The following is a 21274-nucleotide window of genomic DNA, read 5'->3' on the forward strand; positions in this document are numbered from 1 at the left end:
TCAGCACCGCAATAATTGCCGCCGTAAGGCCCAGATTGTTGTCCTGTGTGGCCCGTAATTGACCGTCACGATAGCGATTTGGGAAGCGGGCTGATCACGTTCAAAACAATGAATTGTGATTGTGCGCAGGTGATAGAGCCACTGTTCTTTTTTGCCGAGCCGCCTCAGGTATCCGGCCTTAGGTTCAGGACAAATGCGATGACTTTGTTTGCGGGCATTTCACAGGGTCGAAGCAACGCGCCGCTGCCCTGGGTCTGATACAGGTTCAGGCTGATATAGTCGGTTCCGCCTAGCTCGTGCGCAACCAGCTTGTGGGATTTACCACGCGCCATTTGTTGACGCACAACAACATAGCGTCGACCGCCGGAGGTTCCGGTGAAACTGCCCAACGGCAGTGCAAAAAGGGCAGACAGAAACGCGTCTGACGCAGTCACGGTTTTCCGATTCTGGGTTCCGTTCCGGCCTTGATCCGGGCAACGTTCGAGCTGTGCCGCCAGTAGACAAGAAGTGTCAGAATTATCCCAAGGATAAATGTAGTCCCGTTTGTCAGCAACAACACCCAGGTTGTGGAAAGCGCAGCAGCTGCCAGTGCACCAACTGAAGATATTCGCCAGATTGCCGCCGCGACCAGCCAAGTGAGGCAGCAGGCAACACCGACGCGCCAGTCCAGTGCCAGCCAAAGCCCCAGAAAGGTCGCCACGCCCTTGCCGCCCTTGAAGCTCAGCCAAACCGGAAAGCAATGGCCCAAAAACGCCAATAGTGCAGCCACTTGGGCCGCATCTTCACCCGAATAGGCACGTGCAATCAGAACGGCCGCCGCGCCTTTACCTGCGTCAAACAGCAAGGTCAGCGCCGCAGCGGCCTTGTTGCCGGTGCGCAGGACATTTGTCGCCCCGATATTGCCGGACCCGATCTCGCGCAGATTTCCCAGCCCCATGATCTTGGCAAGCAACAAGCCGAAGGGAATGGAGCCCATCAGGTATCCAACCACCGCCCATTGGAGCAGTTCGCTAGTCGAGTTGTCGATTGGGGGCATCAGGGTCTCCGGAACACTTCATTACCTGCTACATAGGTCGAAATGACCTTACCTTGCATCCGCTGGCCGTCAAATGGAGTGTTCTGAGATTTTGATTTTAGTGCAAACCGATCAAGCACAAAAGGCACATCCGGATCGAACAGAACCAGATCGGCTGGCGCGCCTTTCGACAGGCGACCGCTGTCCAACCCAAGCCGCTTGGCCGGGTTAAGGGCCATGGCCCGAAACAGCGTCGGCAGATCCAGCTGGCCCGCGTGATACAGGCGCAAGGCCGCGGGCAGAAGCGTTTCCAGTGCGACCGCACCCGAGGCCGCTTCTTCAAACGGCAGGCGCTTGCTTTCTTCGTCCTGAGGGGTGTGCATCGAGCTGATGATATCGATCAGCCCGGTGCGAACGGCTTCGATAACCGCTTGCCTGTCGTTTTCTGATCGCAGCGGCGGCTTGACCTTGAAGAAGGTGCGATAGTCGGCCACGTCAAGCTCGTTCAACGTCAAGTGGTGGATCGACGTCCCTGCGGTTATGTCCAGCCCATTGTGCTTGGCGCGCTCCAGTGCAGGCAGCGCCCGGGCCGTGGTGATCTGGTCGGCGTGATAGGCGGCGCCGGTCATCTCCAACAGGGCAATGTCGCGGTCCAGCCCCATTCGTTCCGCCATTGGCGAAACCGCAGGCAGGCCGCGTAATGCTGCGAACTTGCCGCTGGTCGCCGCGGCCCCGGCGCTCAGCCCCGGCTCTTGCGGATGGGCTATCACAAGCGCGCCACAGGACTTCGCATAGGTCAGGGCGCGGTAAAACACCTTTGTATTGGTGATGACGTGATCGCAATCGGTGAAGGCGATCGCGCCCGCGTCCAACAAAAACCCGATTTCGGTCATCTCGCGCCCTTCGCGCCCTTTGGTCAGGGCAGCCATCGGCAGAACATTGACCGGCGCATCGGCCTGCGCCCGACGTGTCGCGAATTCCAGCGTTTCCGGTGTGTCGACTGCTGGCAGAGTATCTGGTCGGGTGACAATCGTCGTGACACCGCCAGCCGCGGCAGCAAGTCCTGCTGACCGATAGCTTTCCTTATGACGTTCACCGGGTTCACAGACCTTGACGCCAATATCGATGATGCCAGGGGCGAGGCACTTGCCGTTGCAATCTACGATATGCCCCTCCGTACTCGGAGCAATTCCTTCGCCTCGGGCGGTAATCCGGCCATCGTTCACCTGCAACCAGCCAGTTGACTCTGCTCCCGCTTCGGGGTCGATCAGGCGTGCGTTGGTGAAAAGAACGGTATTCATGGAACAGCCCTTTCGATGGCGGCCTTCGTGGCGGCGGGATCGGCCTGATACTTGATCAGGTGTTTGTCTCCGCCCTTGGTAACGACTTGCACGAAACTGCCCATGGTTTTGACCGCCTCGATCTGATTCAGCGCAACTTTTCGCTCGCCGGGACCGGTCAACAAAGTGTCGGTCATCTTCCAGTTTGCGGCCAGTTCTTCCGATGCCAGATACCACGCGCGGATGCCGATAGCGGCGAGGCCAGCAGGTGCTCCGGTCCAGACATAAGGGTTGCCGGTCAACCACAACACAGCCATTGCACCGGCCATGGCAGCGGCCGCAAGCCACGCATTGGTGCGGATATACGCGCCCTTGTCCGGGGCAAAGACTACAGGATCAGCCATAGAATCCCTCCGGTGATCAAAAGTACTACCAATGCCATAACAGCCGAGCCAATGCGGAGCGGTTTGTTGTCAACCGGCGCGGTTTGCGGGGCCGAGAAAGGTCTGGCGCATTCGGTTTCGATCGTTCCGCCGGTCCAATTGGTTGCCTCTTCCGTGAAAAGGCCCGTCAGGTGCAGCCGGGGATCGGGTTCAAGTGTCATGGTCTGGTCTTTGAACGCTGCGCTGCGCAGGACCATGACCCATCCGCCGATCTGCGCCAGCGCGGCACGGTCCAACTGATCCTCGGACACGCCACACCCTTCGTACAGATAGCCGTAAAGCCCAAGTTCCTCGAGGTCGGACACCGGAAAGACGTCGATCTGCTCGGGGTCCAGCCCGTCGACGCCAAGCACCTGATCGGCGGCACCCGGTTCGCGCAGGAACTTTGCCTCTTCTGGGCGCATGTCCAGCGTGAACATGCGCAGGACGCCGCGTTCATGGGGGGCGACCTTCAGATTGTTCATGCAACCTCGCGCAGGTTGCGGGCCAGAAGGTCCATGGCGGCCATGCGGACAGCGACCCCCATCTCCACCTGCTCCTGTATAACGGATCGATTGATGTCATCAGCCAGCGTTCCGTCGATCTCAACCCCGCGGTTCATCGGGCCGGGGTGCATGACGATGGCATCGGGTTTGGCCAGCGCCAGTTTTTCCGCATTCAGGCCGTAACGGTGGTAGTACTCGCGTTCTGACGGGATGAAGCCCCCATCCATTCGTTCTTTCTGAAGGCGCAGCATCATGACCACATCGACGTCTTTGAGGCCTTCGTTCATGTCGTCATATACCTCGGCCCCGAACTCGGCGAATTGCGACGGCACGAGTGTGGGCGGGCCGATCAGACGAATGCGGTTTTCCATCTTGCCCAGCAGGATCAGGTTCGAGCGTGCAACACGGGAGTGCGCGACATCGCCGCAAATGGCGATGTTCAGACGGTGCAGGCGACCTTTTGCGCGGCGGATCGTCAGCGCGTCCAGTAGCGCTTGTGTCGGATGTTCATGCCGCCCGTCGCCTGCGTTCAGAACAGCACAGTTGACCTTTTGCGCCAGCAGATCGACCGCGCCTGAATGCGGGTGACGCACCACCAAAAGGTCGGGATGCATCGCGTTCAGAGTCAGCGCAGTGTCGATCAACGTCTCGCCCTTTTTGATCGAACTGGCCTGCATCGCCATGTTCATCACGTCCGCGCCCAGACGCTTGCCAGCCAGTTCGAAGCTTGCCTGCGTTCGGGTTGAGTTTTCAAAGAACATGTTGATCTGGGTCAGCCCCGACAGCACGTCCGAATGTTTGGTCGACTGGCGGTTCATGTCGACATAGGTTTCGGCCAGGTCGAGAATTTCGGTGATATCGGATTGCGACAGATGCTCGATGCCAAGAAGGTGACGATGGGCGAAACGCATGGGCGGGCTCCTGTCTGTCAATCGGGCCGCTTATAGAAAGCCACGCGGGGCAAAGCAACCTAGGGATCAGAACCCTCTGGCAGTTTTTCGCAGCCGCCTTCTGGCAGGCATTGTTCACCCGGTTTGCACCATTTGCCGTATCCACAGTCGATGGCTTTGATCGGCACGCAACCCTGATGGGTCGAGCATTTGAATCCCGGACGGCACTGCGAGCCTGTTTCTTCGCACAGGAACCATCCCGGGCGGGAACAACCCCCACCCGGCAAGCAGGACGCGCCGCGCGCGCAAGTGCGGCCATCCTCGCATATTGTGGGGGGGGCTGTACCCGGATCTGGTGTGATCCGTTCACATTCGCCGCGCCCATTGCAAAAACTGTCACCGGGGCAATCCAGACGCGATGTGCATTTGTTCGCGCCTGTGGGTGCACAGCTCGCTCCTCCGGCAACGCAGCGTTCAAACGGACCGCAACTGCGCCCGCCACCGCAATAGGTGCCGCCCAGCGGTATGCAGTGCCCATCAAAGCTGCATCTTTGACCGCCGGAACAGCAGGTGGTGCCGCATTTGAACTGGCCCGCACGGCACTGGCCCTGTTCGTTGTGGAACGTCGCCAATACCGGATTGCCGGTAAGCACCAGTCCAAGCCCGATCAGGAGGATTCGCAAGGTTCTGAGCATCGTGCCCTGATGGTCGACGCGACAGAGCGACCGATCAAGCCCAATTCGCTTTCCATCAGCCCTCAGGCAGGTAAATTACCCATATGGAATCGGGCTTGGACTATTACTCTGCACGGGCCCTGCTGGAATGGCAGGTCGAACTGGGCGTGACCGAGGCAATCGGGGACGCTCCGGTTGATCGATATTCGGTGCCGGATACGTCACCAAAGCCCAAAAAGGCAGAGGTTGCGGCAACCACCCCGTCAAAGCCCGGACAGACCGACCCGGTAACGGTTGCGCAAGCAGCGGCCAAGGGGGCGGGGTCACTGGATCAGCTGCGCGATGCGATGGAAGCTTTTGATCACTGCGAGCTGAAGCGCGGGGCGCGGCAGATGGTTTTTGCTGATGGAACGCCCGGTGCGCGGGTGATGATCATCGGTGAGGCTCCGGGCCGCGACGAAGACCGCGAGGGCAAACCCTTTGTCGGGCGCGCGGGCCAGTTGCTGGATCGCATGTTGGCCGCGATTGATCTGGATCGCAGTCAGAACGTCTATATCACAAATGTGCTGCCATGGCGGCCCCCACAGAACCGTGACCCAAAGCCCGAAGAAATCGGGATGATGAAGCCGTTCCTGGAACGTCACGTGGCGCTGGCCCGGCCCGAGGTTCTGGTGGTGATGGGCAATATCAGCTGTCAGGCCGTTCTGGGCAAGCGCGGGATTACCCGATTGCGCGGCCAGTGGGATCAGGCGCTGGACCTGCCTGTGATCCCGATGTTTCATCCAGCTTATTTGCTGCGCCAGCCGCAAATGAAGCGTCAGGCCTGGGCTGATCTGCTGGAGTTGAAAGCCCGGCTGCGAGGTGAGTCATGAAGGTCTTGGCGTTTTCCGATCTTCACATGGCGCGCAATCGCGCCGCTGATCTGGTGGCGGCCAGCGCTGATGCCGACCTGGTTATTGGCGCCGGGGATTATTGTAACATGCGTCTGGGTCTGGACGAAGCGATGCAGATGCTTTCGGGCGTTTCAGCGCCCCTGGTCCTGATACCCGGGAATGCCGAAAGCGCAGAGGATCTGGGCAAAGCTGTGCCCGAGGGTGTGCATGTTCTGCATGGAACGGGAATGACAGTGGATGGATTGCGCCTGTTCGGACTCGGCTACGGTGTTCCACCCACACCGTTTGGTGATTGGTCCTGTGATCTGACCGAGGGTGAGGCCGCCGAACTGCTGGCGCGCTGTGACAGAGCGGATATCCTGATCTCGCACTCACCGCCCAAGGGTCATGGGGATGTGACCTCGCAAGGTATGGCTGTTGGTTCGGTCGCTGTCCGGAACGCGATCGAAAGGATACAGCCCCGTTTCACGTTTTGCGGCCATATTCACGACAGCTGGGGTTATCGCGGCTCGATTGGCCGCACCCGGATCGCCAATCTCGGTCCCAAGGTAAACTGGTTCGAGGTCGCCGTATGATCGAGACGGTAACGCTGCTTGCCTTCATTCCCGCTGCGCTGGCGCTGAACCTGACACCGGGGGCGGATATGATGTTCTGTTTCGGTCAGGGTTTGCGATCAGGTCCGCGTGCTGCAATTGCCGCAAGTGCCGGGATTTCCGCGGGTGGAATGATACAGGTCCTTCTGGCTGGGCTGGGCCTTGGCGCGGCGGTTACGGCCGTGCCATCGCTGTTCGATGTCATTCGCTGGGTTGGTGTTGCATACCTGTTGTATCTGGCCTGGTGTGCCATTCGAAATGGCGCAGTATCAGCCGAGGCACCCGTCAAACCGGCCCGGTTGTCTTTTTGGGACGGAATGCTTGTCAATCTGACGAACCCCAAGGTTATCCTGTTCGTTCTTGCCTTCATCCCTCAATTTGTTGACCCGTCGCGGGGATCGGTCCTTGTGCAGTTTTTGATCTTTGGCGCAATCATCGGCACCGGTGGGTTCGTGGTGAACGGGCTGGTTGGTGTTTTCGCCGGAAGCGCGGGGCGTCATCTGGTCTCGAATCCGCGCGCCTCACGTATTTTGGGTTGGATTACAGGGGGCATTTTTGCGGCCCTTGCGGTCCGGCTTGCCATCCTGGAAAGGGCCTGACACCACATGTCGCGCATTGACGAAACAATGGAGTTCATCCCGGTTAAGATCGCCGTTCTGACAATCTCGGATACCAGATCGATGGAAGAGGACCGCTCGGGTCAGACATTGGTGGACCGGATCCAAAAGGCAGGCCATGTCGTCGCTGATCGGAGGATAATTCGGGACGAGCGCAGAGAGATCGCAGATCAGTTGCGCGCGTGGGTGGCGGACGAACAGATCGACGTTGTGATTTCGACCGGCGGAACGGGCCTGACCGGGCGCGATGTCACCGTCGAGGCGCATCGCGATGTCTATGAGAAAGAGATAGAAGCCTTTGGCACCGTCTTCACGATCATCTCGATGGAGAAGATTGGAACTTCGGCGGTGCAGTCGCGGGCGACGGGGGGCGTTGCCGGGGGGACATACCTGTTCGCCTTGCCCGGCAGCCCGGGAGCCTGCAAGGATGCGTGGGACGGTATATTAGAAAAACAGTTCGATTATCGCCATCGCCCGTGCAATTTTGTGGAAATAATGCCCAGATTGGACGAACATCTGCGACGGAAGTAGACTGGTCATACGTTCCGTTCCGTATAACCGCCTTGTGGCTTGGCATATTTCCTGATCCAGCTACATGTTGTGGACGGCAGCGTGGTGCAACCGGGGTAACTGATCGATGCGATTTCTGCGGCATAGTCTTGTCGGTATTTTTCTGGCGTTTCTGGCGCTGGCTTTGTTGTTCGTTGCCGTGCAGATGATCGTGGGGGCCGTTCAGGAGGCTTTGACGCACGATAACGCGACACCGCCCTCGCGAGAAAGGATCTTTGCTGTTGCGGTTCGGCCTGCCGAGGCGGAAACCGTCACCCCATATCTTGAAGCTTTCGGAGAGGTTCAAAGCCGCCGCAGGCTGGAGCTGCGTGCGGCGCTTGGAGGTCGCGTTGTCGGGCTGGCAGAAGACTTTGAAGATGGTGGAATTGTTGAGGCTGGCGAAGTGCTGGTCGAACTGGATCCGGCAGATGCGCAATCCGCGCTGGATCGGGCAAAGTCCGATCTCTTGGACGCCCAATTTGAAGAGCGAGATGCAGAACGCTCGTTGCTGCTGGCGCAGGACGAGCTGAAATCGGCCGAGGCTCAGGCGGAACTGCGAGAAAGGGCGTTGCAACGCCAACGGGATCTGGAATCACGGGGCGTGGGGGCCGCCGCCAGCGTGGAAGAGGCCGAACTGGCCGCAGCATCATCGCAACAGGCCGTTCTGGCGCGGCGTATTGCGCTGGCACAGGCTGAATCCCGTGTGGATCAGGCATCAACCCTGTTTGCCCGAGCCATGATAGCACTGGAAGCTGCGGAGCGCGATCTGGGCGACATGACAATCCGGGCAGGCTTTGGCGGCACTTTAACGGATGTGACGCTTGTGGAAGGGCGGCTGGTTTCGGCAAATGAAAAGGTTGCTGAACTGGTTGATCCCAACGACTTAGAGGTGGCGTTTCGGGTGTCAACTGCTCAATATGTGCGGCTTCTGGATGGCGGCGATCGTCTGATCAATGCTCCGGTCACCATATCTCTTGAAGTCACAGGGACCGATCTGACCGCGGTTGGCCAGATTAGCCGCGATAGCGGGTCTGCCGGTGAAGGCCAGACCGGGCGGTTGATCTATGCCCGCCTGCAAGAGGCATCGGGGTTTAAACCTGGAGATTTCGTTACGGTTTCAGTTCAGGAACAGCCCCTTGCCGGAGTTTACCGACTGCCGTCTTCGGTCCTTGATGCATCCGGAACAGTTCTGGTTCTTGGCCCTGATGACCGATTGGTAAGTCTGCCGGTTCAGCTCATCCGCCGCCAGGGGGACGAAGTTCTGCTGCGGGGCGACGGGTTGGAAGGGCGTGAGGTCGTCGTCGGACGAACCCCCCTGCTTGGGTCGGGCGTGCGTGTGCGGCCCCTACGGCTTGAGGCGGGTGCAGACCCCGGAATGGTCGAGCTGACGGACGAGAAACGCGCCGAACTTGTGGCTCAGGTCGAGGCGAACAGTGCGATGCCACCGAAGGAAAAGACGAAGGTTCTAACCCGGCTGCGCGAAGCTCGAGTGCCGACATCTTTGGTGCGCAGTATTGAAACCAGGGCTGGGGGATAAACGCCATGATGCGCGAGATACCTGGCGCGGCGGGCGGCATTCTCAGTTACTTCACGCGGCATCGGACAGTTGCCAACCTGCTGTTGCTTGTCATGCTGGTTCTTGGCGCGGCGGCAATCCCGAACATGCGGGCACAGTTCTTTCCGGACGTTATTCTGGAACGCGTCGATGTATCCGTAACCTGGGATGGTGCTGGGCCCGAGGACATGGACGCCGGGATCGTGCAGTTGCTGGAACCGGCGCTGCTGGCCGTCGAAGGGGTGATCAGCACCGAGGCTTCCTCGCATCATGAATGGACCCGGATCAGGCTGGAATTCGAACCCAACTGGGATGTGTCCCGCGCTGTCGAGGATGTTAGGACCGCCGTAGACGCTGTCACAGATCTGCCGGAAGACGCTGAGGAGCCCAGGATTCAACGTGGTGCGTGGCGTGATCGGGTGACGGATGTGGTGATCACGGGGCCGACCGATACTGCTCAGCTGGCGAAACTGACGGATGAGCTTGTCAATCGTTTGTTCGCATCGGGTGTGACCCGCACAACGATCCGGGGTATTGCCGCACCGCGCATCGTTGTCGAAGTCACCACAGCGCAATTGATTGCCAATGATATCTCAATGGCGGAAATCGCGGCGGCGATTGGGGCCGAAGTCACCACGGATCCTGCGGGCGATGTGGAAGGTGCCGGGGCTCGTATCCGGGCAGGGACTGAGAAACGTACGCCCGAACAGATCGAAGGCATCGCGCTGCGGGTTAACGAAGATGGATCGAAGCTGAAGGTTGGTGACATAGCAACAATTCGGATCGAAGACGTCACCCGGCACCGCAGCTATTATGTGGGCGACAATCCCGCCATGTCCATCAGAGTGGACCGGTCGAACCTGGGCGATGCGATAGGTATTCAGCACACGGTCGAGGACGTTGCCCGCCAGATGCAGGCCAGCCTGCCTGAAGGTGTGAGAATTGATCTGATCCGCACCCGGGCGCAAGCAATTACCGACCGGCTAAATATCCTCGTGGATAACGGGCTGATGGGGTTGGGGCTGGTTGTCATCCTGTTGTTCCTGTTTCTGAATGCGCGCATTGCGTTTTGGGTTGCTGCGGGCATTCCGGTGGCGATGTCGGCGGCGATTGCACTGATGTATCTGGGCGGTTTGTCGGTGAATATGGTTTCCCTGTTCGGTTTGATCATCACCTTAGGGATCGTCGTAGATGATGCGATTGTCGTGGGAGAGCACGCCGATTATCGCGCCCGTCGATTGGGTGAGACACCTGTGGAAGCCGCTGAGCGTGCCGCCCGTCGAATGGCAATGCCGGTTCTGGCCGCCACGGTAACGACGGTGATTGCGTTTTTCGGCCTGACGTTGGTTGGAGGACGTTTCGGAGAGCTGATCCGCGATATCCCTTTCACGGTGATCGCAGTACTGGTTGCATCGCTGGTGGAATGCTTCCTGATCCTGCCCAATCACATGGCGCATGCAATTGCGCATTCGGCCAAAGAACACTGGTACGATCTGCCGAACCGTGTCGTCAATCGTGGCTTTCGTTGGGTTCGGGATCACTTGTTCCGTCCGCTGATCGCCTGGGTGATCTGGGCGCGTTATGTGGTGGCCGCGCTGATGATCGCCATCCTGGCCAGTCAGGTCGCATTGTTCATTCGTGGCGACGTGAACTGGCGGTTCTTCAACGCGCCTGAACGCAGTTCGGTTAGCGGCGGGTTTATTATGCGCGAAGGGTCGACCCGGTCAGATACACTTGAGATGATGCGCATTCTACAGGATGCAACCAACGAACTGGGCCGGATCTACGAAGAGCGTCATGGCCGAAATCCAATTGACTATGTCCTGGCTGAAGTTGGTGGCAATGCCGGGCGTGCGCTTGCTGCGGCTGACGGCAAGGACGGCAGTGTGCTGGGAGGTATTTCGATTGAATTGATCGACGCCGATCTGCGCCCATATTCGAGTTTTGAGTTTGTGGGCGAGCTACAGGATTTCGTACCGCGTCACCCCAAGGTCGAAGTGATCAGCTTCCGCGGTTGGCGGTCCGGCCCCGGCGGCGATGCAATCGATGTGCAATTTTATGGCTCAGACGTAAATGTCCTGAAAGCCGCATCTGAAGATCTGCAAACTGCGCTGTCGAAGTTTCCTGAAGTTTCGGCACTTGAGGACACTTTGGCATATGACAAGGAAGAGTTTCTTCTTGACCTGACGGCGCAGGGTCAGGCGCTGGGCTTTCGGATCGAAACGCTGGGGCGGGCTTTGCGCAACCGTTTGAACGGGATTGAGGCCGCAACCTTCCCTGACGGGCCGCGCAGTGCCGAGATCCGTGTCGAACTGCCCGAAGGTGAACTGACAGCAGATTTTCTGGAACGAACTCTGATGCGTTCTCCTGATGGGGTCTACGTACCGTTGGCTGATATCGTTTCGGTCGAGCGCAAGTCCGGGTTTTCGACGGTTCGGCGTGAAAACGGCCTGAGGGTGGTTTCGGTAACAGGCGATATTTCGGAAGACGATCCGGCACGGGCCGCCGAAATTGAACGCGTGATGCAGGACGAGATCCTTCCCAATATCGCGGCCGAAAGGCAGGTTGAGTGGCGCATGTCGGGTCTGAGCGAACAGGAAAACGAATTCCTGTCCGAGGCCCGCAACGGTCTGATCCTGTGCCTGACCGGTATTTATCTTGTACTGGCCTGGGTTTTTGCCAGCTGGACACGACCCCTTGTGGTTATGGCGATTATTCCCTTTGGCCTGGTCGGGGCAATTTGGGGCCATTACATCTGGGAGGTTCCGCTGAGCATGTTCACGGTTGTCGGGTTGTTGGGCATGACAGGGATCATCATCAACGATTCGATCGTTTTGGTGACTACGATCGACGCATACCAGCAGGATCGCGGGTTGATTCCGTCTATTCTGGATGGCACGGCAGACAGGTTGCGCCCCGTGATGCTGACCACGCTGACGACGGTTCTTGGCCTTGCGCCCTTACTATATGAAGGCTCTCAACAGGCGCAATTCTTGAAACCGACTGTAATCACACTGGTCTACGGGCTTGGTTTCGGAATGTTGCTGGTGTTGGTTCTTGTACCTGCCTTGCTGGGAATTCTTAATGACGTGGCACGTCCGATGACAGCCATGCGCCGTGCTGCACGGGCCCCTGACAAGGTTGTTCGTGGCGCGTTGGCCGGAACCGGCGTGATACTTGGGATCTGGTTTGCCTTGACGATGATCTGGCCCGCTGTCAACGGTGCACCGCTTGCCATGCTACAAAGCCTTTATCCCGGTGATGATGGCATTGCCGCATTGAAAATGGGGCTGGGCGCGTTTGTTGCCGGCGCTGTACCGATTGTGATTCTAAGCATTGCTGCCTCAGGTATACTCTATGGTCGCCTCACGAAATCGGCAGGTACTTAAACCGCACGCAAGGCATATTCCAAAAGCTCAATGACCCGCGCGCTCATGGGCAGGTTACCCTGGCGTATCTGATCGATGGGAAACCACCGGGCATCAAGTGCGTCGTCACCGGCCCTCGGCGTGCCCGAGCGATACTGACATGCGACCCCGACCAGCAGGTAATGGGACACGACCAGCCCATCTGGGGTTCGGCGCAGAAGGTCCAGATTGTTCAGATAATGTGTCGGTTGCGCGATCACCGAGGTTTCTTCCAGCAATTCGCGTTGCGCCGCTTCCAATACGGTTTCACCCCATTCGACATGGCCACCGGGAAAGCCCCACAGCCCGGCGTCGGGCTGCTTGCTGCGCTGAACCAGAAGAACCTGATCCTGATGCAGAACAACGGCCAGGGCACCGATTTTTGGCGATTGGGTCATGAATTCAGCCTGCGCTGCAACCCTGAATATCAACTGCGTGATTGGCGCCCAGAACTGTAATCCGGATTTCAGACCGATCCAGCGCAAAGGGTGTACCCGATGCATTGATAATCTCGGCCTCGGCCACCAACGTATCGCCCTGCCGTTGCGCAACCGGCTGCGAAGCCCAGAGGGTGGGATTGCCGGGTTCGATCACAGCAACTTCATGACCACCTGCCGATGGCATGGTCACTCGTGCTTCGATACGCATACCATCTTTCGTTGGCGTCAGACGACACGTGGCACTGGACACGCGAGCTTCCTGCGCGGAATAGGGACGTTGCGCCAGTGCCGCGGCAATCGCGGGATGGCGCCCGGCATTGGCGTCGAGCGTGTGGTCAAAGCCCAGACGTTCCGGAATACAAACGTCTTTGCAGACGCCCAGATCCATTTCGCCCTGCAATCGGACCGGCTTGGCAGGGTTGCGCGGCGTAATCTCAATAGGAAGGACCAGTTGGTTCTTGTAACCGATCGACTGCAACCCGTTTTGATCAAAGACATCGGGGGCAGGCCATGTGATCTCAACCCGCCCGACATTGCTTGACCGTTTCCAGTTGATTTCCGGCGGGATGCCAGCGTCTCCCGGCGCGCGCCAGTAGGTTTTCCAACCATCCTCGAGCGTCAGCTTTAAGGCGGTAAGATAAGTGCCGTTTGCAGTCCGGCCACCATCCAGAACATCCAGCTGAACGACACCATCCAGGCCCTGTGCGGCAACCGGGGCGGACAGATGCAGGCAAGCAAGTGCGGCGACAGCAGTGTGTTTCATCGACATCTTCATCCCTCTTAAATGCGCGGCGTTGGCCCAGATTCCAAGTCACGTTCTGTTCACTGGGATGAAATCCGTCAAAATACCCGTTGTTCTCTTGCCAATAGACATGCTGCGGGGCCATTGTTGAGGTGTTCTGAGAAAGAGATGGCGGCCCATGGACCTGACCGGAAAACTGTTGATTGCGATGCCCGGTATGGGGGATCCGCGATTCGACCATTCGGTGGTGTATGTGTGCAGCCACGGCGACGATGGAGCCATGGGTTTGATTGTGAACAAGCCCTCGGACCTGCGGATAAAGACCTTGCTGGGTCAACTGAACATCGCCTGCCGTATTCCGATTGTCGGAGAGCGCCTTGTGCATTTCGGTGGGCCGGTCGAGATGTCGCGCGGCTTTGTCCTTCACAGCGCCGATTACGAGGCCAACCTGCATTCAATGCAGATTTCTGAGGACTTCAGCATGACGGCGACACTTGATGTGCTCGAGGATTTGGCGTCAGGCAGCGGGCCGCTGAACTCGATGCTGGCGCTGGGTTATTCCGGCTGGGGGCCCGGTCAGCTTGAGGATGAAATTGCCATGAACGGTTGGCTGACCACCGACGCGACACCCAAGCTTGTTTTCGATGTGCCCGATGATGCGAAATGGGAGGCAGCGTTGGCTACTTTGGGCGTGGACCCGCTAACCCTTTCTGCCAGCGCAGGGCGGGCCTGATCAGCTGTCGCGAGGTGCTGCAGCGCGCCGCAGCCGGTCATTGATTGCCGCCCCCAATGCCGTGCCTGGGATCGGAGAAACGGCAATCGGTCGCCCGGTTTCGTTCAGTTGATGCAGAAACGCAAACAGATTTGCCGCCGCTTCGGTCAGGTCGCCAATGGCGGACAAGTTCAGGTCGCACTCAACCTGTCCAAATCCCAGCAACACCTCGTCACCCTGACGGGTTTCGGCATTCAAACGGACCGGAGCATCCGGCGCATAATGCGATTGCAACTGGCCGGGGGCGGTCAGAAGGTCACCGGATTGATGCAGATGTAGGTGTGTTTTCAGCGTCTCTTCGATTTGCTCCAGCGCGATGCCACCTGGACGCAAAAGCGCGGGTTCCCCAGCCAGACCGATGATGGTGGATTCAAGCCCGACACCGCACGGCCCGTCATCCAGAACAGCCGCGATCTTGCCGCCAAGACCTGACCAGACATGACTTGCCTTGGTCGGACTGATCTGACCCGACGGGTTTGCAGATGGCGCAGCAACCGGGCCATCAAATTCGGCCAGCAGCGCGTGCGCTGTCGGATGTGCCGGAACGCGCACGGCCAGCGTGTCCAAACCTGCCGTCACTAGCGAAGAAATCCCGTGCCCTTCGCGCAAGGGCAAAACCAAGGTAAGCGGACCGGGCCAAAAGGCCTGCGCCAGATGCTCGGCCTGATTTGACCATAGCACATACCGTTGCGCCGCGGCGACCGATGCGACATGTGCGATCAGGGGATTGAAACTGGGCCGCCCCTTGGCCTCGTAGATCGACGCCACCGCCTGCCCGTTGCGTGCATCGCCGCCCAGGCCATAGACCGTCTCGGTCGGGAAGGCGACCAGAAGGCCCTGTCGCAACATATCTGCAGCCCGCGCGATACCGCCGGGATCCGCCGTCAATTCCTGAGTGCCGGTTGAGATCATAACTGGTGACGCCGCGTTTTGGTTGCTTGAAACATAAGGGACAGTAGGTAATTGATCCAAGCTCATACGCTTACCGGCGCTTGCCCACAATTCCAAGCCTGCCGATATGTTCTGAATTGTTAGCCTTCGAGAGTGATCATGCCCTATCGCACCCCAATTTCAGATTACCAGTTCCTGCTGGACCATGTGGTCGGGTTCGACCAGGTCGCTGCGACGGATAAATTTGTTGATGCCAGCGGGGATGTGGTCAATGCGATCCTGACCGAAGCTGGAAAAATGTGCGAAGAGGTGATGGCCCCTCTGCAGCGCCCCGGTGATCTGGAACCTGCACGACTTGAAAATGGCGTGCTGCGAACTTCTCCGGGATATGCAGACGGTTGGAAGGCAATTGCCGAAGGTGGCTGGATCGGGATCAGTGGCAATCCTGAATACGGGGGGATGGGGCTGCCTATGACCATCACCACGGCGGTCAACGAGATGATGAGTGCTGCTTGCCTGTCGCTTCAACTTGCGCCGCTTATGTCTCAGGGCCAGATTGAGGCGTTGGAGCATCACGCCAGCGACGAATTGAAAGCGCTGTATCTGCCTAAGATGATGACGGGGGAATGGTCGGGCACCATGAACCTGACCGAAGCTCAGGCCGGATCGGATGTTGGCGCGCTGTCTGCGAAGGCTGAGCCGAACGGTGACGGGACATATTCGATCACCGGTCAAAAGATATTCATCTCGTGGGGCGATACCGATTTTACCGAGAATGTCTGCCATCTGGTACTGGCTCGCCTTCCCGATGGGGTGCCCGGCACCAAAGGGATTTCATTGTTCCTTGTCCCTAAATTCCTGCCTGACGCAAATGGTGACCCGGGCGCGGCCAATGATCTAAAAGTGGTTTCGCTGGAACACAAGATGGGTTTGCACGGATCGCCCACCTGCGTGATGCAATATGACAGAGCCAAAGGCTGGCTGGTGGGTGCCGAACATGGCGGTATGGCTGCCATGTTTACCATGATGAACAATGCGCGTCTTGGTGTGGGCGGACAGGGCGTGGGCGTGGCCGAAGGTGCATACCAGCATGCGTTGGCCTATGCCCTGGAACGGAAACAAGGCAAAACGCCGTCCGAGACGATCATCGATCATGCGGATGTGCGCCGCATGCTTTTGGATATGCGTGCTGATGTTTATGCCGCGCGCGCGATCCTGTTGGCCAATGCGGTTGCGATCGATATGGCAGAGGCCACTGGTGACGCCGATTGGGCTGCGCGGGCCGCGCTGTTGACGCCGATCAGCAAGGCGTTTGGTACTCAGACCGGGATGCGTGTGGCTGAAACCGGGGTCCAGGTGCATGGTGGCATGGGGTATATTGAGGAAACCGGCGCGGCACAGTTCTATCGCGATGCGCGTGTCACCGCGATCTACGAGGGCACCAACGGTATTCAGGCGATGGACCTTGTTGCGCGGAAGATGATGGACGGGGGCGAGGCTGCTTCGAACCTGCTGGATGAGATCGAAGACCAGGCCGAACGCGCCCGTGCAACGCTGCCTGATCTGGCGGGTCCGGTCTGGGAAGCCACCGAAACACTGCGCGAGGCGACAGAATGGCTGGTGGCACAGGATGATTTGAATAACCGCTTTGCAGGCGCCGTTGCTTATTTGCAGGCTTTTGCCCGGGTGCTGGGCGGGCATTATCACCTGACCGCAGCCCTTGCCGACCCAGAGGGACCGCGGGCGAAACTGGCGCGATATTATATCAACACCCTGTTGCCCGAACATTCGGGCCTTTTGGCGCGGGCGCAGAACGGGGCGGATGACCTTTTCGCGCTGAGCACGGACGAGTTTGCGGCCTGATGGATGGGGATCACGTCTTGGGGATCAGATATCCGTGGGCTGAACCGCCCGCGCAGGGCGCGGCCACCGAGATTGCCCAAGGTGTTCTCTGGATGCGCCTGCCCCTGCCGATGGCGCTGGACCATGTAAACATCTACGCTCTGGACGATGGCGACAGCTGGACCGTGATCGATACGGGGCTGTCCTCGAACAAGACGCGGCGCATCTTGGAAGCGTTGATGGCCGGGCCACTTGCAGGCAAGCCGATCAGGAGGGTGGTGGTGACTCACCATCATCCCGACCATGTTGGCAATGCCGGATGGTTTCAGACGGAACACGGCGCCGAGCTGGTGACAAGCCGCACCTCGTGGCTGTTTGCGCGGATGCTGACGCTGGATGTGCAGGAAACCTGGCCGCAAGAAACGCTGGAATTCTATCGCAGTGCGGGGATGGCATCCGATGTTCTGAACAAACGGATGGCGGACCGGCCCTTTAATTTTGCCGACACGGTCTATCCCATGCCGCTGGGTTTTACCGGGATCAAGCAGGGTGACGTGATCCGTATGGGTGGACGTGACTGGGACGTTCATATGGGCAATGGCCATGCGCCGGAACACGCCACCTTCTGGAGCCGCGATGACAATCTGGTACTCAGCGGTGATCAGATCCTCAGTTCAATCAGTCCCAATCTGGGTGTCTATGCGACCGAACCCATGGCAGATCCGGTGTCAGGATGGATGGAGGCCTGTGAGAGGCTTCAGGTACTCGCCCGTCCCGATCATCTGGTTTTAGGCGGGCACAAATTGCCCTTCACCGGTCTGCCGTTGCGCATGAAGCAGTTGATTGACAACCACCATGGCGCGCTGGAACGGTTGCTGGATCATCTGGATCAGCCCAAATCTGCCGCTGACTGCTTTATGCCGCTGTTCAAACGTACAATCCAAGAGGGTGAGTATGGCCTTGCGCTGGTTGAGGCGGTTGCACATGTAAATCACCTCTACCACATTGGTGCAGTAACCCGGACGCAACGCGCGGATGGGGCATGGCTGTATCAGCGCAAAGGGTAGACGAATGCAGGACCAGATCGAAACCTCGGCCGAGGCCGCAGAAGCCGCAGCGTTGCCAAGATGTTACGAGGTGCACGCCGATCCGAAAGCCGAATCCGGAACCAAAAAACTGCCAGAGACGCTGAAAAAACCGGTGGCCAGCAAAAGCCCCGCACAATGGGCCTACGAGCGGCTAATCCTGTATATCCAGAATTTCGAACAGACATTGGACGGCGATCATGAGGTCGCCATGGGTTTCACTGGCGGCGATGCAGGCGTGATGCGGATCGAGGGGATGGGTTATTTCGACCCCGACATGATAACCTTTTACGGGTCCGACGGGACCGGAGCCCGCACGCAACTGGTGCAACATGTCAGCCAGTTGAACGTGATGTTGCGTGCGCTTCCCAAATCGGTTGAAGACAAGCCAGCCAACCGCATCGGGTTCCGCCTGGCTGCGGACCTGAAAGACAGCTGACTTGCAATTCACGTTTGCGCGCCTTTGAATGAATGAATCAGTTCGGAGGCGACCGCGTGAACAGATATTTCCATGCCGTAACACATGCCTACGCGGGGGCTTGGGCCCGGCGTCGGGTTTTTGTGCCAATTTATATCGCTGTGCGATTACTGCTTGTTGCGCTGATTGCGCCAGGGGTGGCACTGACGGTCAATCTGGCAGTCTCTCTGTCTGACCAGACGGCCTTGACGGATCAGGACATTGCCATGTTCCTGCTGTCTCCGGTCGGGTTTATCTCGTCTGTTGTAGTTCTGAGCCTGTTTCTGCTGGCCGAGGTCTTTGTGTTCTCGGTCATGGCCGGGTCGCTGCGTATGGGCGAACAAGATCCCTGGCGCGCTGGCAGTGCGGCGCTCGCGTTGATCCTGTCCCGTTTCCCGGCGTTGTTCGGATTTGCCGTGCGTTTCATCCTGCGTGTCCTGTTGCTTGCCCTGCCATTCGTGGCTGTCGCTGGCCTGATCGCGTGGTGGACGCTGACTGAATACGACATCAACTATTACCTGACCTTCCGACCCCCCGCCTTCAAGGTGGCGGTTCTTCTGATCGGAGTGGTTGTTCTTGTACTGGCGTGGCTTTTGATCCGTCGCCTGTCCGCCTGGGCGCTGGCCCTGCATTTGGTCCTTTTCGAACGAACTGCGCCCCGAACGGCGTTTGCCCAAAGTGCGCAGAAGATCGAAGGCAGGCGCGGGCGGTTGAAGATCGAACTTGCCCTTTGGCTGGGGATGCGCCTTGTCATCGCCGCTTTGATTGCCGCAGTGGCCAGCCTTTTGTTTACTTTCGTACCCGTGCAGGACGGCAGCAACCTCAAGCTGGCCCTGACCTTCAGTTTTGTCGTCGCAGGGCTGTGGTCATTGGCGGGGCTGGTTCTGGCGGCAACGGCGCTGGGCGCGTTGGCCGTCTTGTTGGACGGGTTTTTCGATATTGACGCAAAAAAGATCGCCCACCCAGAACCCCGGAAAATTCGGGCGCCTGTATTTGTGACAGTGGGCGCATCCCTTGCCGCGTTGGTTATTGGCCTTTGGTCAGGTCAAAGTCTGCTGGAACGTGTGCAGGCCCCGGATCATGCCGAGGTCATTGGCCACCGGGGTGCAGCGGCCTTGCGGCCGGAAAACACGATGGCCTCGGTTCTGAAAGCCATCGAGGACGGCGCGGATTGGGTTGAAATCGACGTTCAGGAATCTGCGGATGATGTGATCATCGTGGCCCATGACAGCGATTTCATGAAGCTGGCGGGTGTTAACCTGAAGGTCTGGGATGCAACGATGGCGGATGTGGCAGATATCGACATCGGCAGCTGGTTTGATCCGGAATACGCCTCGGAACGAACGCCAACTCTGCGTGATGTGCTGGAGGCGGCCAAAGGCAAGTCCAGGGTTCTTATCGAACTGAAATACTATGGCCATGATATCGATCTGGAAAACCGGGTGATCAATCTGGTGGAAGAGTTGGAGATGCAGGACGAGGTCGCCACCATGTCGTTGAAATATCCGGCCGTCCAAAAGATGAAGAAACTGCGCCCGGACTGGCGTTCGGGTGTATTGGCGGCCACAGCCATTGGTGATCTGTCGGGGTTGGAGGGCGAGTTTGTCGCAATCAATGCAGGGATGGCAACTCCGGGCCTGATCCGAAAGGTTCACGATGCCGGTAAGGATATCTATGTCTGGACAGTGAACGATCCGCTGCAAATGTCCAAAATGGCGTCTATGGGCGTTGATGGTCTGATCACCGACCGCCCGGCCATGGCCAATGAGGTTCTGCGCGTGCGTGCCGAAATGGGACCAGCAGAGCGGCTGATGTTGTGGTTGGCCACGACTTTCGGATTGCAGGTCGACACCAAGGCGATGCGCGATGAAAGCCCTTAATCTTTCGCTGCTGTTGCTCGTTATTCCGCACGCCGCCTTGGCACAGGACTTGATGCGCCGGTTCGAAATGCCTGCCCATCGCGCCTTGATGGACCAGAGCGAAAGCGCCGAGCTGCAACCATTCGAAACAGACGGGTGTTCGGGTGGGTTGTCCGCAAGCTGGCGCTGGGTGGCAAAGCAGTTCCCGCAGGTTGGCGAGCTTTTTGAAGAACATCCGCCTTGGGAAAACTGTTGTGTGATCCACGACCGGGCATATCACAATGCCGGCGGCGCGGATTCGGCCGAGGAAAGCTATGACGCGCGTTTGGCGGCGGATGATGCCCTGCATGCCTGTGTTAAGGCGCATGGAGATCTGTATGCCGACGAATACGCGGATCGCTATGATATGGAACCTGACCAGATCCGCACCATTCACGCGATCACCGCGGATGCCATGTATGGGGCGGTTCGTTTCGGTGGCGGGCCGTGCAGCGGCCTGCCCTGGCGATGGGGGTTCGGTTATCCCGGATGCTCGGTCCTCAAGTAAGCGCGCCCTGCGCGCGAATGACGTGGTGACAGGCGTTTTGTTTTCCATTATCCAACAAGTCAAACACGCGAATTGGGATTCTGAGACTCATGGCTGAATACAAGCACGGCGAAATGAACATCGATGTTCAAACCAAAACTTTCAACGGTTTCATCAAAGCCACCACCTGGTGTGTGGTTGCAATCGCCTTGTTGTGCCTGTTCCTGGCAGTTTTCGCCTCGTAAGCAACTCGGGGGCG

General features: G+C 58.6%; 23 protein-coding genes. 14 read left to right on the plus strand and 9 right to left on the minus strand.

What is annotated here, in order from left to right; all coding sequences use genetic code 11:
• Positions 1-164 precede the first annotated feature (164 nt).
• The 6 genes from ACR0BF_RS08410 to ACR0BF_RS08435 are packed head-to-tail and all read right to left on the minus strand — an operon-like array spanning position 165 to position 4134.
• Complete coding sequence (locus ACR0BF_RS08410) at positions 165-434, minus strand: hypothetical protein (protein ID WP_480624670.1); 270 nt, start codon at positions 432-434, stop codon at positions 165-167.
• Positions 431-1036 (minus strand): glycerol-3-phosphate 1-O-acyltransferase PlsY, encoded by a 606-nt coding sequence (gene plsY / locus ACR0BF_RS08415; protein ID WP_480624671.1) that lies wholly within the window; start codon positions 1034-1036, stop codon positions 431-433. The genes ACR0BF_RS08410 and plsY overlap by 4 nt, the downstream gene beginning before the upstream one ends.
• Positions 1036-2316, minus strand: coding sequence for a dihydroorotase (gene pyrC / locus ACR0BF_RS08420; protein WP_480554247.1), 1281 nt, complete (start codon positions 2314-2316; stop codon positions 1036-1038). The genes plsY and pyrC overlap by 1 nt, the downstream gene beginning before the upstream one ends.
• A complete protein-coding gene (locus ACR0BF_RS08425) occupies positions 2313-2699 on the minus strand; it encodes a hypothetical protein (protein ID WP_480474974.1) in 387 nt (128 codons plus the stop codon). Before ACR0BF_RS08425 ends, pyrC begins: the two co-directional genes overlap by 4 nt.
• On the minus strand, positions 2684-3202 hold the full coding sequence (locus ACR0BF_RS08430; RefSeq protein ID WP_480624672.1) for a hypothetical protein: 519 nt from the start codon (positions 3200-3202) through the stop codon (positions 2684-2686). Before ACR0BF_RS08430 ends, ACR0BF_RS08425 begins: the two co-directional genes overlap by 16 nt.
• Positions 3199-4134 (minus strand): aspartate carbamoyltransferase catalytic subunit, encoded by a 936-nt coding sequence (locus ACR0BF_RS08435; protein WP_267366053.1) that lies wholly within the window; start codon positions 4132-4134, stop codon positions 3199-3201. Before ACR0BF_RS08435 ends, ACR0BF_RS08430 begins: the two co-directional genes overlap by 4 nt.
• A gap of 509 nt (positions 4135-4643) precedes the next feature.
• On the opposite strand from ACR0BF_RS08435, the gene ACR0BF_RS08440 reads away from it, so the two are divergent.
• The 7 genes from ACR0BF_RS08440 (at position 4644) to ACR0BF_RS08470 (ending at position 12383) form a co-directional block, all read left to right on the plus strand.
• Positions 4644-4958: a hypothetical protein gene (locus tag ACR0BF_RS08440; protein ID WP_480558744.1), complete on the plus strand. Its 315-nt coding sequence runs from the start codon at positions 4644-4646 to the stop codon at positions 4956-4958.
• A complete protein-coding gene (locus ACR0BF_RS08445) occupies positions 4892-5659 on the plus strand; it encodes a uracil-DNA glycosylase (protein ID WP_480624673.1) in 768 nt (255 codons plus the stop codon). Before ACR0BF_RS08440 ends, ACR0BF_RS08445 begins: the two co-directional genes overlap by 67 nt.
• Entirely contained in the window at positions 5656-6255 is a 600-nt protein-coding gene (locus ACR0BF_RS08450; protein ID WP_480622959.1) for a metallophosphoesterase family protein, read from the plus strand. Before ACR0BF_RS08445 ends, ACR0BF_RS08450 begins: the two co-directional genes overlap by 4 nt.
• Entirely contained in the window at positions 6252-6872 is a 621-nt protein-coding gene (locus tag ACR0BF_RS08455) for a LysE family translocator (protein WP_480624674.1), read from the plus strand. Before ACR0BF_RS08450 ends, ACR0BF_RS08455 begins: the two co-directional genes overlap by 4 nt.
• 6 nt (positions 6873-6878) lie before the next feature.
• Positions 6879-7421 carry a molybdenum cofactor biosynthesis protein B gene (gene moaB / locus ACR0BF_RS08460; RefSeq protein ID WP_480624675.1) on the plus strand — a complete coding sequence of 181 codons (543 nt, stop codon included), beginning with the start codon at positions 6879-6881 and terminating at the stop codon, positions 7419-7421.
• A gap of 106 nt (positions 7422-7527) precedes the next feature.
• On the plus strand, positions 7528-8976 hold the full coding sequence (locus ACR0BF_RS08465; protein WP_480624676.1) for an efflux RND transporter periplasmic adaptor subunit: 1449 nt from the start codon (positions 7528-7530) through the stop codon (positions 8974-8976).
• Between the two features lie 5 nt (positions 8977-8981).
• A complete protein-coding gene (locus ACR0BF_RS08470) occupies positions 8982-12383 on the plus strand; it encodes an efflux RND transporter permease subunit (RefSeq protein WP_480624677.1) in 3402 nt (1133 codons plus the stop codon).
• Here ACR0BF_RS08470 and ACR0BF_RS08475 read toward each other — a convergent pair.
• Together ACR0BF_RS08475 and ACR0BF_RS08480 are read right to left on the minus strand one after the other, a co-directional pair.
• Positions 12380-12799 carry an NUDIX hydrolase gene (locus ACR0BF_RS08475; RefSeq protein ID WP_480624678.1) on the minus strand — a complete coding sequence of 140 codons (420 nt, stop codon included), beginning with the start codon at positions 12797-12799 and terminating at the stop codon, positions 12380-12382. The genes ACR0BF_RS08470 and ACR0BF_RS08475 overlap by 4 nt on opposite strands.
• A gap of 4 nt (positions 12800-12803) precedes the next feature.
• Complete coding sequence (locus ACR0BF_RS08480; RefSeq protein WP_480624679.1) at positions 12804-13604, minus strand: protein-disulfide reductase DsbD domain-containing protein; 801 nt, start codon at positions 13602-13604, stop codon at positions 12804-12806.
• Positions 13605-13761: 157 nt separating this feature from the next.
• Between ACR0BF_RS08480 and ACR0BF_RS08485 the strand changes: the two genes are divergently transcribed.
• Positions 13762-14316, plus strand: coding sequence for a YqgE/AlgH family protein (locus tag ACR0BF_RS08485; RefSeq protein WP_480474992.1), 555 nt, complete (start codon positions 13762-13764; stop codon positions 14314-14316).
• Here the strand turns inward: ACR0BF_RS08485 and ACR0BF_RS08490 are convergent, their stop codons facing one another.
• On the minus strand, positions 14317-15267 hold the full coding sequence (locus ACR0BF_RS08490; protein ID WP_480624680.1) for an L-threonylcarbamoyladenylate synthase: 951 nt from the start codon (positions 15265-15267) through the stop codon (positions 14317-14319).
• Positions 15268-15405: 138 nt separating this feature from the next.
• Here ACR0BF_RS08490 and ACR0BF_RS08495 point away from each other — a divergent pair, with 138 nt between their 5' ends.
• The 6 genes from ACR0BF_RS08495 (at position 15406) to ACR0BF_RS08520 (ending at position 21260) form a co-directional block, all read left to right on the plus strand.
• The gene (locus ACR0BF_RS08495; RefSeq protein ID WP_480624681.1) at positions 15406-17109 is read left to right on the plus strand and encodes an acyl-CoA dehydrogenase family protein; all 1704 of its coding nucleotides are present in this window, start codon (positions 15406-15408) and stop codon (positions 17107-17109) included.
• Complete coding sequence (locus ACR0BF_RS08500) at positions 17109-18155, plus strand: MBL fold metallo-hydrolase (RefSeq protein ID WP_480604692.1); 1047 nt, start codon at positions 17109-17111, stop codon at positions 18153-18155. The genes ACR0BF_RS08495 and ACR0BF_RS08500 overlap by 1 nt, the downstream gene beginning before the upstream one ends.
• 4 nt (positions 18156-18159) lie before the next feature.
• A complete protein-coding gene (locus ACR0BF_RS08505; RefSeq protein ID WP_480475001.1) occupies positions 18160-18612 on the plus strand; it encodes a DUF6173 family protein in 453 nt (150 codons plus the stop codon).
• 56 nt (positions 18613-18668) lie between these two features.
• The gene (locus ACR0BF_RS08510) at positions 18669-20510 is read left to right on the plus strand and encodes a glycerophosphodiester phosphodiesterase (protein WP_480624682.1); all 1842 of its coding nucleotides are present in this window, start codon (positions 18669-18671) and stop codon (positions 20508-20510) included.
• Positions 20497-21036, plus strand: a complete 540-nt coding sequence (locus ACR0BF_RS08515; protein WP_480483080.1) for a hypothetical protein — start codon at positions 20497-20499, stop codon at positions 21034-21036. The genes ACR0BF_RS08510 and ACR0BF_RS08515 overlap by 14 nt, the downstream gene beginning before the upstream one ends.
• An 89-nt stretch (positions 21037-21125) precedes the next feature.
• A complete protein-coding gene (locus ACR0BF_RS08520; RefSeq protein ID WP_267364539.1) occupies positions 21126-21260 on the plus strand; it encodes an aa3-type cytochrome c oxidase subunit IV in 135 nt (44 codons plus the stop codon).
• Positions 21261-21274: the final 14 nt, after the last annotated feature.

This window comes from Ruegeria sp. AG7 (genome assembly GCF_056541545.1).

Excerpts from the sequence above, each read along its gene's own strand:
- plsY (WP_480624671.1), bottom strand. The coding sequence starts at position 1,036 with ATGCCCCCAATCGACAACTCGACTAGCGAACTGCTCCAATGGGCGGTG.
- pyrC (WP_480554247.1), bottom strand. The coding sequence starts at position 2,316 with ATGAATACCGTTCTTTTCACCAACGCACGCCTGATCGACCCCGAAGCG.
- ACR0BF_RS08425 (WP_480474974.1), bottom strand. The coding sequence starts at position 2,699 with ATGGCTGATCCTGTAGTCTTTGCCCCGGACAAGGGCGCGTATATCCGC.
- ACR0BF_RS08430 (WP_480624672.1), bottom strand. The coding sequence starts at position 3,202 with ATGAACAATCTGAAGGTCGCCCCCCATGAACGCGGCGTCCTGCGCATG.
- ACR0BF_RS08435 (WP_267366053.1), bottom strand. The coding sequence starts at position 4,134 with ATGCGTTTCGCCCATCGTCACCTTCTTGGCATCGAGCATCTGTCGCAA.
- ACR0BF_RS08445 (WP_480624673.1), top strand. The coding sequence starts at position 4,892 with ATGGAATCGGGCTTGGACTATTACTCTGCACGGGCCCTGCTGGAATGG.
- ACR0BF_RS08450 (WP_480622959.1), top strand. The coding sequence starts at position 5,656 with ATGAAGGTCTTGGCGTTTTCCGATCTTCACATGGCGCGCAATCGCGCC.
- ACR0BF_RS08455 (WP_480624674.1), top strand. The coding sequence starts at position 6,252 with ATGATCGAGACGGTAACGCTGCTTGCCTTCATTCCCGCTGCGCTGGCG.
- moaB (WP_480624675.1), top strand. The coding sequence starts at position 6,879 with ATGTCGCGCATTGACGAAACAATGGAGTTCATCCCGGTTAAGATCGCC.
- ACR0BF_RS08465 (WP_480624676.1), top strand. The coding sequence starts at position 7,528 with ATGCGATTTCTGCGGCATAGTCTTGTCGGTATTTTTCTGGCGTTTCTG.
- ACR0BF_RS08470 (WP_480624677.1), top strand. The coding sequence starts at position 8,982 with ATGATGCGCGAGATACCTGGCGCGGCGGGCGGCATTCTCAGTTACTTC.
- ACR0BF_RS08475 (WP_480624678.1), bottom strand. The coding sequence starts at position 12,799 with ATGACCCAATCGCCAAAAATCGGTGCCCTGGCCGTTGTTCTGCATCAG.
- ACR0BF_RS08480 (WP_480624679.1), bottom strand. The coding sequence starts at position 13,604 with ATGAAACACACTGCTGTCGCCGCACTTGCTTGCCTGCATCTGTCCGCC.
- ACR0BF_RS08485 (WP_480474992.1), top strand. The coding sequence starts at position 13,762 with ATGGACCTGACCGGAAAACTGTTGATTGCGATGCCCGGTATGGGGGAT.
- ACR0BF_RS08490 (WP_480624680.1), bottom strand. The coding sequence starts at position 15,267 with ATGATCTCAACCGGCACTCAGGAATTGACGGCGGATCCCGGCGGTATC.
- ACR0BF_RS08495 (WP_480624681.1), top strand. The coding sequence starts at position 15,406 with ATGCCCTATCGCACCCCAATTTCAGATTACCAGTTCCTGCTGGACCAT.
- ACR0BF_RS08500 (WP_480604692.1), top strand. The coding sequence starts at position 17,109 with ATGGATGGGGATCACGTCTTGGGGATCAGATATCCGTGGGCTGAACCG.
- ACR0BF_RS08505 (WP_480475001.1), top strand. The coding sequence starts at position 18,160 with ATGCAGGACCAGATCGAAACCTCGGCCGAGGCCGCAGAAGCCGCAGCG.
- ACR0BF_RS08515 (WP_480483080.1), top strand. The coding sequence starts at position 20,497 with ATGAAAGCCCTTAATCTTTCGCTGCTGTTGCTCGTTATTCCGCACGCC.
- ACR0BF_RS08520 (WP_267364539.1), top strand. The coding sequence starts at position 21,126 with ATGGCTGAATACAAGCACGGCGAAATGAACATCGATGTTCAAACCAAA.